Raw genomic sequence first — 14,376 nt, 5'->3', positions numbered from 1 at the left:
TATCGGGAGCGGAATGACATTAATTAAACTATGTCCATAAAAGATAATCTCAATCAAATAAAATCAGAGCTCCCCGAGAGAGTTACTCTGGTCGCCGTTTCCAAAACCAAGCCCAACGAGGATATTTTAGAGGCTTACGAAGCGGGGCAACGCGTATTTGGAGAGAACAAAGTGCAGGAGATGGTCCAGAAATGGGAAGATTTGCCCAAGGACATCGATTGGCATATGATCGGCCACGTACAACGGAACAAGGTCAAATACATGGCCGAATTTGTTTCTTTGATTCATGGGGTCGACAGCCCTCGATTATTAAAAGAAATCAACAAGCAGGCAAAAAAGTACAATCGTGTGATTCCATGTTTGCTACAAATCCATATCGCCGAAGAGGACACCAAATTTGGTCTGGATAAAGCAGAACTGGAGGAGCTTATCGAGTCTGATGCATTTAAGGCGATGGAAAACATAAAAATTGTCGGTTTGATGGGCATGGCCACATTTACGGATGACGAAAACCAGGTACGCAAGGAGTTCGCCCAACTCAAATCCATGTTCGGGAACCTCAAAACAAAATTGGACGATATCACCATACTTTCCATGGGAATGAGCGGAGATTACCAGATTGCCATTGAGGAAGGCAGCAACATGGTACGAATTGGAAGCAGTATATTTGGAGCTAGAAACTATTCATAACCAGTAATTTTCCATGTACGCGATACTTGACATTGAAAGCACGGGAGGAAAATACAATGAGGAAGGCATCACCGAAATTGCCATCCACAGGTTTGATGGGCACCAGGTGGTCGACAAATTCATTTGTTTGGTCAATCCAGAACGGGAAATACAGCCTTTTGTGGCCAAACTCACGGGCATCAACAATAAAATGTTACGTTCGGCACCCAAGTTTCACGAAGTGGCCAAACGAATTGTAGAAATTACCGAAGATGCCGTTTTAGTGGCGCACAATGCCCAGTTCGATTATAGGATCCTGAGAACCGAGTTTCGGCGTTTGGGATACGATTTTCAGCGCAAGACGCTTTGTACGGTAGACCTTTCCAAGCAGCTTATCCCTGACGCGGAGTCGCACAGCTTGGGAAAATTGGCCCGTTCGCTCGGCATACCGATGAGCGATAGGCACCGTGCCAATGGTGATGCACTTGCCACCTTGAAGCTTTTCAAATTATTATTGGACAAGGATTCGGACAAGAAAATCATTACCGAGGTCATCCGCGAAGAGACCCACGGGGAACTTTCCCCCACCCAGTTGGATATGGTCTTTGACCTGCCATCGGAAACTGGGGTCTACTACATGCACGACAAAGATGGACAGATCATCTTTATAGGGAAGACCAAGGACATTAAAAAGCGGGTGAACCAACATTTTACCAATGTGGGGAAGGTCGCGCGCAAACTTCAAAAGGAAACCAAGAAAGTTACCTACGAAAAAACAGGAAGCGAACTCATTGCCATTTTAAAGGCGTATTTGGAACAGAAAAAGAACAGACCCAGATACAATCACGTTTCCAAAGGAAAACTCTTTACGCACACCATAGATTTTAGTCAAAACGGAACCGAGCATATCATGTTGGCGCCGGAAAAGAACCGGTCGCTCGAACATAAAAAGTTGGCCTTTAATGGAATCGAATCGGCGCGAAGCTTTGTAAAAAAGGTTTCCGAAGAGTTTGATTTCTGCCCGGCCTCATTGGAAACGGACAATAAATGCCCGAAGGCAATTAATGCTCCAGGTGCTTTGGAATGTAACGAAAAAGTACTGTCCGCGTTTGAAAAGTACAGCATCCAGGATAAAAACGTGGCCCTGACCGATCAGGGCAGACATGTTGGGGAGCGAAGTTTTATTTTAATAAAAAATGGTAGACTCCAAGGGTTTGGATTTGTGGAACTCAACCATCAAATCAATAATATTCATATCTTAGAATCCATAATGACCCCGATGCGGAGCGATGAAAATACGACCTTCATCATAGAAACTTTTTTAAGAAAAAACAACCGACTCAAAACCATACCACTAACTTCTTGATCATTGAAAGAATTCAAACCACAAGCCAAATGGAAAAGCAAGCTTCATGAAGTCATTTATGAGGCCGATACACCAGCAGGCAAGTCTTTTGATATTCTTCTGTTCATATTGATTATCATCAGTGTTATTTTGGTGATGTTGGAGAGCATTGATGAGTTTGATGCGCGTTATCACAGTGAACTATTGACCCTCGAATGGGTGGTCACCATCTTTTTCACCTTAGAGTACATTGCACGCCTGATCAGCATTAAAAAACCATTGAAATACGTTTTTAGCTTCTATGGCATCATCGACTTCCTGTCCACAATACCTCTTTACCTTTCCTATATTCTGGCAGGCTCCCAAGTTTTGTTGGCCGTAAGGGCTTTCCGATTGCTTCGGATTTTCAGAATATTAAAGCTCGTTAAGTTTATGGGCGAAGCTTCACAGCTACAATCGGCGTTAAGGGCAAGTCGCGCCAAGATAGCCGTGTTCATTTATGTGGTGTTGATTCTATCTGTTATCATGGGCACATTAATGTACATCGTGGAAGGGGATGATTCTGGGTTTACAAGTATTCCCAAAAGTATCTATTGGACCATTGTTACACTTACCACAGTGGGCTATGGCGATATTGCTCCCCAGACCAATTTGGGACAATTTTTAGCAACGGTGATCATGGTTTTGGGTTATGGAATAATTGCAGTGCCCACAGGCATTGTTACAGCAGAATTCACCAAAAACACGAAAGATAATACAAGAGATGATGATGGATTTCTGGTGCATGTAAATACGCAAGCCTGTCCCAACTGCTCGGTTGAAGGCCACAGGGACGACGCTACCCATTGTTATAATTGTGGACACCCGTTATGAGCGAAAAAGCATTACTTGCAGTGGTTGGCCCCACGGGCATTGGAAAGACCGCTTTGGGAATCCAACTGGCGAAACACTTCAACACCGAGATTGTTTCCGCAGATTCCAGACAGTTTTTCAAGGAAATGGAAATTGGGACCGCTGTTCCATCAAAAGAGGAACTGGAGCAAGCACCCCATCATTTTATTCAACACAAAAGTATTTTTGAACCTTATTCTGTGGGTGACTTTGAGAAGGAAGCACTTTCCCTGCTGGAGGATTTGTTCCAAAAAAAAGATGTGGTGGTTATGGTCGGCGGTAGCGGTCTTTACGTGGATGCTGTTATATCCGGCCTTGATGAATTCCCAGAGGTTGATCCCGAGATACGCTCCAAATTAAACCGGCGATTGGAAGATGAAGGCTTAGAAAGTCTTCAAAAAGAATTAGAACAAAAAGACCCAGAATATTACAAAAGCGTGGATTTAGAAAACCCACACAGGCTCATAAGGGCGTTGGAAGTCTGTGTAGCATCCGGTAAACCTTTTTCCTCCTTTCTGGACAAACCAAGGGCCGCAAGGCCATTCAAGTCTTTTTATATAGGCATTGATGCCCCTAGGGAAACCATCTACGAACGCATAAACACACGTGTTGACCTCATGATGGAAGCTGGCCTGTTGAAGGAAGCTGAAAACCTTTATACAAATAAGGACCTGAACGCATTGCAAACAGTTGGTTACAAAGAACTTTTTGAATATATTGAGGGGAATTGCAGCTTGGAATTTGCTATTTCCGAAATCAAAAAGAATACTAGGCGATTTGCAAAACGGCAACTTACCTGGCTGCGAAAAAATGATGCCATTTTGTGGGTACCCTATAATGCTGAACCAGAAGAGGTACTTAGAATGGTCACAGACCGACTTAAAACCAACCTTTATGCCTAACGGTAAAACTGTACTAATAGTTATGGGAGTCAGTGGTTCCGGTAAATCAAGAATCGGAAAGCTACTATCGGAAAAACTATCCAGACCCTTTTTTGATGGTGATGATTTTCATCCTGAAGCGAACGTTAAAAAAATGAGCGCAGGCTCTCCGTTGAATGATGAAGACCGAAAAGGATGGTTGGTTGCCCTAAATAAATTGGCCGTAGAACATAAGGACAAAGGTGCAATAATTGCTTGTTCGGCTTTAAAAAAGAACTATAGAAGCCTTTTGAGGGCCGGAATGGGCAATTGTATGGAATTTGTATATTTAGATGGTTCCTTTGAATTGATAAAGTCTCGATTGGAACAAAGGAAAGGACATTTTATGCCCTTGAACTTGTTGAAATCCCAATTTGACACGCTGGAACCACCTTCCAAGGCGATAACGGTTTCCATAGATGAAACTCCTGCCAAGGTTGTGAAAAGCATAATTAAAAAACTCAACGATTAAAAATCCCCCGAATTTTCGGCAGAAAAAAGCCACCTTTAAAGGTGGCTTTTTTATATGATATGGGATATTGGTTTATTGCTCGTTTTCAGCTTTTACAACAAGCCTAAATCCTTCCCCGTGTATATTCAATATTTCAACTAAGTCATCTTTTTTCAGATATTTCCTCAGTTTGGCGATATAAACATCCATACTTCTGGAAGTGAAATAATTGTCATCCCTCCAGATTTTGGTCAATGCCAGTTCTCTTGGCATCAAATCGTTTTCATGAAGCGCCAACAAACGTAATAGTTCGTTTTCTTTTGGAGACAGTTTTATAGGTTCTTCTTCCTTATATTTCAAGAAGCGTAGTTTTGAGTTTAAATGGAAATTTCCAATCTCAAACTCAAACTGCTTACTATCGGCCAAAGAACTGGATGCTTTTCTCTGGAGAATCGCTTTTAGTTTCATTAAAAGCACTTCGGAATCAAAAGGTTTGTTCAAATAATCATCTGCACCGGCCTTATATCCTTTGAGCACATCTTCTTTCATTGTTTTGGCGGTCAGAAAGATGATCGGAACGTTCTCATTCTTTTCACGGATTTCCTTTGCCAAGGTAAATCCATCTTTATAAGGCATCATTACGTCCAAAATACAAACATCATAATTGTCCTTTTTGAACTTTTCAAAACCTTCCATTCCGTTTTTGGCCAAAACAACATCAAAGTCGTTCATGGTTAAATAGTCCTTAAGAACAATTCCAAAATTGGGATCGTCCTCTACCAATAGTATCTTTTTTTTCTCTGTTTCCATAGTTCGTTTTTAAATTAAAGGGAGTTTTATAAAAAAGGTACTTCCTTTTCCCTTTTCGCTTTCTGCATAAACCTCGCCCTGATGATCATCTATAATTCGTTTTACGTAGGCCAATCCTAATCCATGGCCTTTAACGTTATGTATGTCGCCGGTATGTTCCCGGTAAAATTTTTCAAATACTTTTTTCAGGACCGCTTTGCTCATTCCAGCACCATGGTCCTGTACTTTAATAATGATGCTATTTTTTACCACTTCGGTAAATACATCTATTTTAGGTGTTTCCGGGGAATACTTTACGGCATTGTCCAAAATATTTACCATAACATTCGTCATGTGCATATCATTGGCCAATACTTCAGAACGTTCTGCGTCAAGATGGGAATTTACATAGCCGCCCCTATCCTGTACAATAAGCTCTATATGTGCAATGGCATCTGTAATAATATCGTGCATATTTACACGGTCTTTACTGATGTCCAATTGATTTTTCTCCAATTTGGATATCCTCAATACGTTTTCCACCTGCGCGTGCATACGTTTATTTTCATCACGAATCATGCCTAGATAACGCAACACCTTCTCCTTGTCCTCTATGGATTTCGGATTTCGGATAGCTTCCACTGCCAAATTAATGGTCGCTATGGGCGTTTTGAACTCGTGCGTCATATTATTGATGAAATCTGACTTGATTTCTGAAATACGTTTTTGCTTTATTAGCTGGTAAATTGCACTGGAATAGGCCAACATTATTACTAAAGTGAACACCAAGGATAACAGGGCCATTCCCATCACTGAGCTGAAAATGTACTTTTTCATGCTTGGAAACGTGAGCAACAGCGAAAAATTTGACCTCCCTTCACTATCCTTAAATATAGGTGCCTTGTACATTTTGGTGCCAGAAAACTTGAACTTTCTGGAGCGCACCTTGGTAGGGTAACCTTGACTGTACACCCCATATTCGTAATCGGTGTCAATATTCCGGTTACTCAACTCTTGACTGAGCAACAATTCCAGTTCTTGTTTGGACACCCTTTTATGAATCGGCTTTGCTTTGGCCGCCTCCATAAAAACATCTTCCCAAGCCGCTTTGTCAATACTGCTCAATCCACCAATTTTCTCCGCGCGCTGTATGGGAGTCAAGCTATAACTCTTTCCATCCAGTCCATATTCTTCTTTGAACACGGCCTTAGTACGCTTGCTGGTGAAATTTTTAATTGTGGTCGTATCTTCATTACCACCTGTATTAATATCAAAGAACGCAGAGGTTATATTGTAATCTTCTTCAAGAATTCCGTGTGAATAAAATAGAATTTCATCGGAATTCAAATCCCGATCCACGAACAAAAAATTCTTGTACTGCGTGCTCTTGGGCTCGCCAATACTGTCTGCAAGAGATGCTAAACGATCCGAGTATTCCTTCATCTCGCGCTTCTCCACCCTACTCGCCACTTTATCCAGAATGTCCGTAACTGTCCTCGAGAATTGTTCTTCTTTGTCGTTTACGGATGTTCTGATCCAGTAAACCTGCACGAAAATTATCCCCAAAAGAGATAAGCTCATAAGAACAACCAGAAGAACGAATAGCTTCTTGTTCATTGGTGTAAAATTAAAAATTTAACATTTAGTAATTTTAGCGTTTAACCAAAACTTAACATAAATGTTAAAATTTAGGTGCTATCGCTAAAAGTTTGAGGTGTAGTTCTTTAACCTTTTCTTTGGTTTTGCCCAAGTCTAGGTTTTCTATAACGTAATGGGCCAATTTCTTTTTTTGCCCGTCTTCCAATTGGTTATGTATGCGGTCTTTTATTGCTTGTTCGTTCGTGCCATCCCTGCGAACAACCCTGTTTATCCTGATGTCCTCTGGCGCAGTTACAAGTATGGTGCAATCATATTTATCTTGTACTTGGTTCTCAAAAATCAATGCGGTTTCTTGGATAACGTAAGGTGATTCTTGGCTTTTGGTCCACTCTAAAAAATGCTCTCTGACCGCTGGATGTACAATTCCGTTAAGTTTTTCGAGCAAATCGGAATCCTTAAAGACTTTATCCGCTATGTATGCCCTGTTAAGACCTTTGCTATTATAAGCCCCGTCCCCCAACAATTTTATAATTGCTTTTTTAATTTCCTTGGAAGTTATCATCAAGTCCTTGGCCTCCTTGTCAGAATCATACACCGGAATCCCTAAGTCCGAGAACATTTTTGCTACGGTACTCTTTCCACTTCCAATCCCCCCTGTAAGCCCTACTATCATCATTGCTGTTCCAAAACAAAGTTTACGGTCCTTTTTTCCAACTTTACGTCGTATACTTTTTGAGGGCTCTCTGTAATTTCCAAAAACAATTTGCTGCTTTCGGAGCCATCCAACTGACCATAATCCGCCACAACCTCAAAATCCGACGCAGATATCTCTTTCAATCGTTCTATCGTGGCCTTGCAAAGAATGGTAACCGAGTTGGGAAATGTTTTTACTTGGTAACCTTCAGGAATATTGCGCACCTGAACCGAAACTTCAAAAACTTTTTCCGAGAATTTGGACACCTTGCCAAAAACCGTTGCACGCCCCACAGAGAATATGCTATTGTCCAGCCCTTTCGGGAAAAGCAACGAGACATCACTAGAAAAATCTTCGCTGACATTGCTGAGTTGTACAGGTGAGGTTTTAATGACCTTTATGGTATCTATTTCACTTTTTGGTCCTTTCACCACAACTGAATCAGGAGATATGTTAACCTTTCCGTCCAATATATAATTTTGTTGTAGTTGAAGGTTCAGGTTCGCCTGAATAGGTATCTTCTTGGAGTCGACTTTGTATAGATCCACATCCAGCACGTTCGGGTCCAAATCCAACAAGGATATGTTTTGAGACAGTTGTTGGTCCATTTGTCGAATCAAGACCTGCTCGTCAAGAACATATTTCCCATCTTGGTACGTTACTTGGGATACATCAATATCTACTCGACTTCTAAAAATCTTATAGTACAAAAATTGAAACCCACTTGTTCTGAGTTTTGCTTCAATCTGATTGTTTGAGTTCTCCCCCAACAACAAAGAATCGGGAAGATTACGGTAATTTAAGGTAAAATAAGCCCTGGATTCATAAGTTTCAGACAAATTACTGATAAACCATGCAAAAAAAGAGCATATCAGAAATAGCAAAAATACTTTCGCTTTCTTCTGGTTGAGACCGTGCAATACCTTTTTAAACACTTTACTTCTTCTTGAAAAATAGTTTTGGAAACAACTCCTCTGGCTTCTTATTACTAAAGTTAAGCAACATTGTGGACTTGAAGAAACCTATTCCATATCCCGTAAACTGAATCATAAGTGCAAAAATGGACAACAAGGCGACAATGAGGCTTTTACTCTTTATTAAAGCGTCCAAAAATAGTACCAAAAAATAGAACGCATAGAGCATCAAGGGCAGTCCTAACCCTACAAAAAACAAGGCCAAGGCTACTATGAGGCCCAACATGAACAATGTCGGAAACCAGTATGTCGGCTTCGCTGTTCCAGGGTGCCACTTGTTGAGTATGGGGCGAACCATCCCAAATTTATTGACTTGAATATAAAATTTGTTCCAATCGATACGCCTTTTATGATACACAAATGCCTCGGGGAACAATCTAGTTTCAAAACCCGCTTTCCATATGCGAAAAGTCAGGTCCGGATCTTCCCCAGGATGAATTCGGCCGAAACCTCCCGCCTTTTCAAATGCTTCTTTGGATATCCCCATATTAAAACTACGGGGTTGAAATTTACCTACGCCCTTTTTACCTCCGCGGATACCTCCGGTGGTCAAAAAAGATGTCATTACATAATTGATGGCTTTCTGAATGGTGGTAAAGGATTCATCTGCGGCATCGGGTCCACCAAAACAGTGCACAAACTCCCTTGTTAGTTCCTTGTCCACTTCGGACAAATATTGCTTTGGCAGGATACAGTCCGAATCCAGAATGATGAAGTAATTTCCTTTGGCGTGTTGCATTCCAAAATTTCTGGAATCCCCCGGGCCTGAGTTTTCCTTGAAGTAGTAGGAAATGTTCAACTTGCCCTGAAACCTTTTTACCACTTCCTCCGAACTTTGTGAAGACCCGTCCTCAACAATAACCACCTCAAAATCTTTCTGGAAGTCTTGTTCTTGAAGACTTTCCAGAAGTTCCCTAATTTCTTCGGGCCGGTTGTACACCGGTACCACTATGGAAAAAAATGTGTTCATCTCGAACAGAAAAGCCACCCTAAAAAGAGTGGCTTCCCATATATTTTTTTAAAGTTTATTTCGAAAACTCATCGATTACTTCTTGACTTACCCCGGTATTGGAAAAACCACCATCGTGGAACAGGTTCTGCATGGTCACTTTTTTGGTCAAATCTGAGAAAAGTGATACCGTATAGTTGGCACAATCATCAGCGGTCGCGTTGCCCAATGGCGACATTTTTTCCGCGTAGTTGATGAATCCATCAAACCCTTTTACACCCTGTCCGGCTGTGGTCGGGGTCGGAGATTGGGAAATTGTGTTCACTCTCACCTTGTGTTCTTTTCCAAAGAAATAACCAAAGCTTCTTGCCACGGACTCCAAATAAGCCTTGTTGTCCGCCATATCATTATAATCTGGGAATGTTCTCTGCGCAGCCATGTAGGTCAGAGCAACTATACTTCCCCATTGGTTCATCGCTTCAGCTTTATAAAGTGACTGCATAACTTTATGGAAAGATAATGCCGATACGTCCCAGCCTTTTTCCGTAAAGCTATAGTTTTCATCTGTGTAATGTCTTCCTTTTCTAACGTTTACGGACATTCCGATGGAATGGAGCACAAAATCCAGTTTTCCTCCCAAAATCTCCATGGATTTCTCCACCAAGTTTTTCAAGTCCTCCTCGTTAGTGGCATCTGCAGGAATAATTTCTGAATTGGTTTTTTCCGCCAGTTCATTGATTTGCCCCATTCGCATGGCGATAGGTGCGTTGGTCAGAACAAACTCGCCACCTTCTTCGTGAACGCGTTCAGCGGTTTTCCAAGCAATGGAGTTAGGGTCCAATGCGCCAAAAATGATTCCTTTTTTACCTTTTAAAAGATTGTATGCCATAGTTTATTGCTATTGTTGATTGTGTCACAAAGATATTTAAACTATTTGAAGTTTGGGAAGCAGCTTTGTGGTTTTATTGTAACAGCTCCCTGGCATGCGCCAAAGCGGATTCGGACAATGACTTGCCCCCCAACATTTCCGCCAACTCCCGAATACGTTCGTCCATAGTCAATTGTTTAATGTGCGTACTGGTTCCTTCCGCTCCCTCTTCCTTATAAACTTTGAACTGATACTTTCCTTTTGAGGCCACTTGCGGCAAATGTGTAATGGAGAACACCTGCATGGTACCGCTCATTTGCTGCATGATCTCGCCCATACGGTTGGATATTTCACCTGACACCCCGGTATCGATCTCATCGAACATCATGGTCGGCAGGTTTTCATACTCCGCCAAAATGGATTTTATAGTGAGCATAATCCGGGAAAGTTCACCTCCAGATGCCACTTTTTTAAGTTCTCCGTAATTGGAGCCCTTGTTTGCAGAAAACAAGAACACCAAATCATCTTTACCGTTGGTCTTAAATGATTTAGATGGATTTACCTCTATCTTAAATGTCGCTGCCGACATTCCCAAAGATGATAGGTTGGCTTGAAGCCTTTTATTCAATTTGGGAATGACAGCCTTTCTGCCCTCACTTATTTTTTTGGCCCAAGCTTCTACCTTTTTGGTGATAGTGTCAACCTCTTGTTGTTTTTCCTTGATTTTGGATTCAATATTGGCAACCGCGTCTACTTTTTGTGCCAGTTCCTCTCTAATGACTATTAAATCCGTAACGGAATCCGTATGATGTTTTTTCTGAAGGTCGTATAGCTGCTGTAATTTTCCATTGACTACTTCCAAACGTTCAGGATCAGCCTCCACACCTTCCTGCATTTGTTCCAGTTCGGATGCAATATCATCGGTTTCAATCAAAACTGATTGAATCCTATCGTACAAAGATTTATAGTCAGCCCCGAAATCAGTCAAGCCCTGGAATGCGCGTTTTAAATCGGTAAGTCGGCCTACAATACCCAATTGCTCGTCATTCAACAACTGATGTCCGGCGGACAACTGTTCCATAATCTGCTCCACGTTGCTCAATTGCTCATACTCTTCTTCGAGTTCTTCCTGCATGCCTTCCTTGAGCTTGGCATCTTCCAGTTCCTTCAACAAAAAACTATTGTAATCGTGTTCCTTATCGGCATCAGCCTGGAAATCTTCCAACTTTTGAAGCTCTTTGGACGCTGTCCGCAGCTTTTCAAGCTCCTCCGTATATCCCGTAAGATTTTCCGAGTTATCGGCCAATGCATCCAACACTTTCATCTGAAAATCGTTGTCGGTGAGCTGCATGGTCTGGTGCTGCGAATGCACATCCACCAATTGGTCGCCCAAGGCACGCATTACATCCAAAGTAACAGGGGAATCGTTTACAAATGCCCTCGATTTACCGCTCGGCAAAATTTCCCTCCGCAGAATAGTAGTGTCCTCGTAATCCAGTTCGTTTTCTTCAAAAAACGGCCTGAGCTGATATTTGGAAACATCGAACTCGGCCTCTATCACACATTTTTGTGCTGTGTTTTTTAACGACGATAAATCGGCTCGCTTTCCCAGAACCATGGAAAGTCCCCCTAAAAGTATGGATTTTCCAGCGCCGGTTTCACCTGTTATGGTAGTGAATCCGTTGGAAAAAGACACACTTACGTCATCAATGAGTGCATAATTTTGGATGGATAGATTTGCTAGCAATATTGAAGAATTTACCCGTAAAGATAAATTTCTTTATAGAACTGCACTAGTAATTTATTTCATTCCATGTGCTGGAATAAAATGGAGCCACTTTGTTTAAGGTTTCCTTGAGTTTTACAATGTCCACCTTGGGGCCGTCAGAGAAGATATTCTGGATTTCTTCGGACTTGGCATCGAAAAAGGTCTGAATCAGGAAAGCATTGGGTCTGCGACTAATGAGTGTTTCGAACAAACGAAGGCTTCCCGCAATAATTTGCTTGCCCGTGCTATTGTTGTCTGCCAATATATCGAGCCCTTTTCTATGGTAGTTGTACATGGCAATCCTGTATTCCCTGAACGAGTTGCTCAATAAGTTATCGACCAATTCGAAACGGCTTCGGTCTCCCGTTTCTTGGCTCCAGCCGGCGTAACCGGAACTTTGGGCCTGGGTGACAATATTCTGGGCCTGACGGTAAAAATCGTTGCCTCCTTCCAAAGAAAATGTATCGGCATCCAATCCCAACATAATGTAGACGTAGTAGGAAATCACCCCTACCAAATTGGAATCAAAATTGTTTGGGTTGTAGACCAAAGGCTGAAACTCCTGATATTGAAAGTTAAACGAATTGTCCTTGTAGTTGAATACTGGACTTTCGTATGTGGTGTTAAAAACCGGTCGCGTGGATTGTATCTGAATATTGGCTTCAAAACGGTCCGATTCGTACTGGGTTACCGTAATGAACATCCGTGCATTGACACGTTCATTTTCACGATAGGTCCTGTTCGTCCATTTTGTTTTGTTCACGAAATCGTTCAGCGAACGCTCCAAAGTCCTAAAAATCTGTTGATTGGTCTGCCCTACTTGGTCCGAGTTAACGGTTACGGAGCAGCTCAGCTCTTGTGCAGAAGTTCCGATGGTCACCAACAATAAGAAAACAGAAAAAACTATGTTACGCATGAATCCTGGAGATGATTTCTTTCCAAATATCGGAAGCTACTTCGGGCTTCGTCTTCAAATCAAACGTTTTTATCTCCGAATTCTTATCTATGAAAGTAATTTTATTTGTGCTGCCCCCGAACCCAGCCCCATCATCTTTAAGGGAATTGAGAACAATGCCGTCCAAATGTTTTCTTTTGAGCTTGCCTTTGGCATTCTCCAGTTCATTTTGGGTTTCCAAGGCAAATCCGACCAAGAATTGATTTTGTTTGGCCTCACCAAGTGACATTAAAATATCCGGGGTACGTTCCAGCTCAATCTTCATGTCACCTTCCTGCTTCTTCACTTTTTCAGAAGCTATTATTTTAGGACGATAATCTGCTACCGCAGCTGCACATATGGCGATATGGGTATCCGGGTAATGTTCATGGCAGGCTTCGTACATTTCCTGTGCGGACGTCACTCGAATGAGTTGAATATTATAATGTTCGATGTTCAAATGTGTGGGGCCTGAGACCAAAATTACATTTGCGCCAAGGTTTGCAGCCTTTTTGGCCAGTTCAAACCCCATAGTGCCCGTGGAACGGTTTCCCAAAAAACGAACGGGGTCAATGGCCTCTTGTGTAGGCCCGGCTGTAATGAGTACTTTTTTTCCAGAAAGGTGCAATCCCTTTTTCAAATCTTCTTGGATGAAGGCTACGATGTTCTCAGGCTCTGCCATACGTCCCTCGCCATGCAATCCACTTGCCAGCTCTCCCGATTCTGCAGGAATTAGGGTATTGCCAAAAGACTCCAACTTATCCAAAGAATTTTTGGTGGATGGGTGCTGGTACATATCCAAATCCATGGCCGGAGCAAAATAAACAGGGCATTTGGCCGATAAATAGGTGGCCAAAAGCAGATTGTCGCAGGTTCCATTGGCCATTTTGGAAAGGGTGTTGGCGGTGGCTGGTGCAATCAGCATCACATCGGCCCAAAGTCCAAGTTCGACATGGTTGTTCCAGGACAGGCTTCCATCCTCCTCGTTGATAAAATCCATCAACACTGGATTTTTGGAAAGTGTGGAAAGCGTAAGTGGAGAAACAAAAGAGCTGGCGCTCTGGGTCATAATAACTTTGACCTGGGCGCCAGCTTTAATCAGTAAACGAACAAGAAATGTTGTCTTGTAGGCGGCAATTCCCCCGGAAACTCCCAAAAGAATATTTTTACCGCTGAGCATTTCTTATGCGTCTTTCTCTGTATTCCTGTAGTAGATTTTATCTTCCAACCACTCTTGCACCGCCAAAGCATGTGGTTTTGGCAATTTTTCGTAGAATTTGGAAACCTCGATTTGTTCTTTGTTTTCAAAAACTTCCTCCAAACTATCGCTATAGGTAGCAAATTCTTCTAGCTTTTCCAACAATTCCTTTTTGATCTCAGAATTGATTTGGATAGCTCTTTTGGAAGCTATGGAGATAGCTTCGTAAATATTTTCGGTTTTTTCGTCAAACTCGTTTCTATTAAGAGTTTTTGTGGAAACCGGGGCCTTGGTGTTTTTCAAATCTTGCATGTGCAATGGTTTAAA

The 14,376-nt window shown here is 42.0% G+C and carries 15 protein-coding genes; 5 read left to right on the top strand and 10 right to left on the bottom strand.

Going from position 1 to position 14,376, the window contains the following annotated elements:
• The first annotated feature begins 30 nt into the window (after positions 1-30).
• From J0656_RS09585 to J0656_RS09565, 5 genes are read left to right on the top strand one after another with little or no spacing between them, the layout of a single operon-like run.
• On the top strand, positions 31-690 hold the full coding sequence (locus J0656_RS09585; RefSeq protein ID WP_207033183.1) for a YggS family pyridoxal phosphate-dependent enzyme: 660 nt from the start codon (positions 31-33) through the stop codon (positions 688-690).
• Between the two features lie 13 nt (positions 691-703).
• On the top strand, positions 704-2,035 hold the full coding sequence (locus J0656_RS09580) for an exonuclease domain-containing protein (RefSeq protein ID WP_207033180.1): 1,332 nt from the start codon (positions 704-706) through the stop codon (positions 2,033-2,035).
• Between the two features lie 3 nt (positions 2,036-2,038).
• Positions 2,039-2,887: an ion transporter gene (locus J0656_RS09575; RefSeq protein WP_207033178.1), complete on the top strand. Its 849-nt coding sequence runs from the start codon at positions 2,039-2,041 to the stop codon at positions 2,885-2,887.
• On the top strand, positions 2,884-3,807 hold the full coding sequence (gene miaA, locus J0656_RS09570) for a tRNA (adenosine(37)-N6)-dimethylallyltransferase MiaA (RefSeq protein ID WP_207033177.1): 924 nt from the start codon (positions 2,884-2,886) through the stop codon (positions 3,805-3,807). Before J0656_RS09575 ends, miaA begins: the two co-directional genes overlap by 4 nt.
• On the top strand, positions 3,800-4,297 hold the full coding sequence (locus J0656_RS09565) for a gluconokinase (RefSeq protein ID WP_207033175.1): 498 nt from the start codon (positions 3,800-3,802) through the stop codon (positions 4,295-4,297). Before miaA ends, J0656_RS09565 begins: the two co-directional genes overlap by 8 nt.
• 72 nt (positions 4,298-4,369) lie before the next feature.
• Here J0656_RS09565 and J0656_RS09560 read toward each other — a convergent pair whose 3' ends face one another.
• From J0656_RS09560 to J0656_RS09515, 10 genes are all read right to left on the bottom strand, one after another.
• Positions 4,370-5,086 (bottom strand): response regulator transcription factor, encoded by a 717-nt coding sequence (locus J0656_RS09560; protein ID WP_108246232.1) that lies wholly within the window; start codon positions 5,084-5,086, stop codon positions 4,370-4,372.
• Between the two features lie 9 nt (positions 5,087-5,095).
• Positions 5,096-6,682 carry a sensor histidine kinase gene (locus J0656_RS09555; RefSeq protein WP_207033173.1) on the bottom strand — a complete coding sequence of 529 codons (1,587 nt, stop codon included), beginning with the start codon at positions 6,680-6,682 and terminating at the stop codon, positions 5,096-5,098.
• A gap of 64 nt (positions 6,683-6,746) precedes the next feature.
• A complete protein-coding gene (gene coaE / locus J0656_RS09550) occupies positions 6,747-7,340 on the bottom strand; it encodes a dephospho-CoA kinase (protein WP_207033172.1) in 594 nt (197 codons plus the stop codon).
• A complete protein-coding gene (locus J0656_RS09545) occupies positions 7,337-8,293 on the bottom strand; it encodes a CdaR family protein (protein WP_207033169.1) in 957 nt (318 codons plus the stop codon). Before J0656_RS09545 ends, coaE begins: the two co-directional genes overlap by 4 nt.
• Position 8,294: 1 nt before the next feature.
• A complete protein-coding gene (locus J0656_RS09540) occupies positions 8,295-9,302 on the bottom strand; it encodes a glycosyltransferase family 2 protein (RefSeq protein ID WP_207033168.1) in 1,008 nt (335 codons plus the stop codon).
• Between the two features lie 55 nt (positions 9,303-9,357).
• Positions 9,358-10,170, bottom strand: a complete 813-nt coding sequence (locus J0656_RS09535) for an enoyl-ACP reductase FabI (RefSeq protein ID WP_108246237.1) — start codon at positions 10,168-10,170, stop codon at positions 9,358-9,360.
• Positions 10,171-10,243: 73 nt separating this feature from the next.
• Positions 10,244-11,896, bottom strand: a complete 1,653-nt coding sequence (gene recN / locus J0656_RS09530; RefSeq protein WP_207033165.1) for a DNA repair protein RecN — start codon at positions 11,894-11,896, stop codon at positions 10,244-10,246.
• Between the two features lie 46 nt (positions 11,897-11,942).
• Complete coding sequence (porD, locus tag J0656_RS09525) at positions 11,943-12,833, bottom strand: type IX secretion system protein PorD (RefSeq protein ID WP_207033163.1); 891 nt, start codon at positions 12,831-12,833, stop codon at positions 11,943-11,945.
• A complete protein-coding gene (coaBC, locus tag J0656_RS09520; protein WP_207033161.1) occupies positions 12,826-14,031 on the bottom strand; it encodes a bifunctional phosphopantothenoylcysteine decarboxylase/phosphopantothenate--cysteine ligase CoaBC in 1,206 nt (401 codons plus the stop codon). Before coaBC ends, porD begins: the two co-directional genes overlap by 8 nt.
• A 3-nt stretch (positions 14,032-14,034) precedes the next feature.
• Positions 14,035-14,361 (bottom strand): DNA-directed RNA polymerase subunit omega, encoded by a 327-nt coding sequence (locus J0656_RS09515; RefSeq protein WP_108246241.1) that lies wholly within the window; start codon positions 14,359-14,361, stop codon positions 14,035-14,037.
• Positions 14,362-14,376: the final 15 nt, after the last annotated feature.

The sequence above is a fragment of the Flagellimonas aurea genome, from assembly GCF_017313785.1.
Lineage (GTDB): Bacteria > Bacteroidota > Bacteroidia > Flavobacteriales > Flavobacteriaceae > Flagellimonas > Flagellimonas aurea.
Note: the sequence above shows the minus strand (reverse complement) of the source record. Positions and strands in the feature narration are given on the sequence as shown.